The sequence below is a fragment of the Bacteroides sp. An279 genome, assembly GCF_002159615.1.
Lineage (GTDB): Bacteria > Bacteroidota > Bacteroidia > Bacteroidales > Bacteroidaceae > Phocaeicola > Phocaeicola intestinalis.
In genome coordinates, this window is record NZ_NFJA01000212.1 from 1 (window position 1) to 607 (window position 607).

A 607-nucleotide genomic window follows, 5' to 3' on the forward strand; every position below is an offset into this window, starting at 1 on the left:
TGTTTTGAATTTATCGTGCGATGATTTGGGATGAGTTTTTGAGGCATTTCCGCTTCTGTGATGAGGAAGATAGCGGGCTATCTGACGAAGAACAGGAGCGGAAAGGACCCAAAAATCGCCCAAAGCACACACGAAAACGGATACATCAAGCCAAGAAAAACTTTTTGGAGAAATTCAAAACAGCTTCTGACTATAAAGAAGTTGAAAGTGAATGTCCGCAAACAGGCAATTTGGCAAAATGAGGACATTCATAAAGTTGAAAACGCAGTAGTACTGCATTCGCGGATGAAGTATATATTCAAACGCAGATGAAGTATATATTCAACTGCGGATGAAGATATATTCAAACGCGGATGAAGTATATATTCATTTTTCAGGGGTATATACCGGCTGCTGGCAGGCATGCACAAACACACAAAGCCTGTCATTCAAAACAGCCAATATGAATGTCCGCATTTTGCCTAATGCGGACATTCATTAAACTTTTGTGGAATTTCAAAACAGGCTCTTAGAAGCTGTTTTGAATTTATCGTGCGATGATTTGGGATGAGTTTTTGAGGCATTTTCGCTTCTGTGATGAGGAAGATAGCGGGCTATCTGACGAAGA

General features: G+C 40.4%; 1 protein-coding gene. It reads left to right on the forward strand.

Translation table 11 applies throughout. The features are described 5' to 3' along the window. Positions 1-20: 20 nt before the first annotated feature. The gene (locus tag B5F78_RS16670; protein ID WP_162608599.1) at positions 21-242 is read left to right on the forward strand and encodes a hypothetical protein; all 222 of its coding nucleotides are present in this window, start codon (positions 21-23) and stop codon (positions 240-242) included. The last annotated feature ends 365 nt before the right edge of the window (positions 243-607 follow it).

Bases quoted from the DNA above. Each gene is read 5' to 3' on its own strand.
- B5F78_RS16670 (WP_162608599.1), top strand. From the start codon at position 21: ATGATTTGGGATGAGTTTTTGAGGCATTTCCGCTTCTGTGATGAGGAA.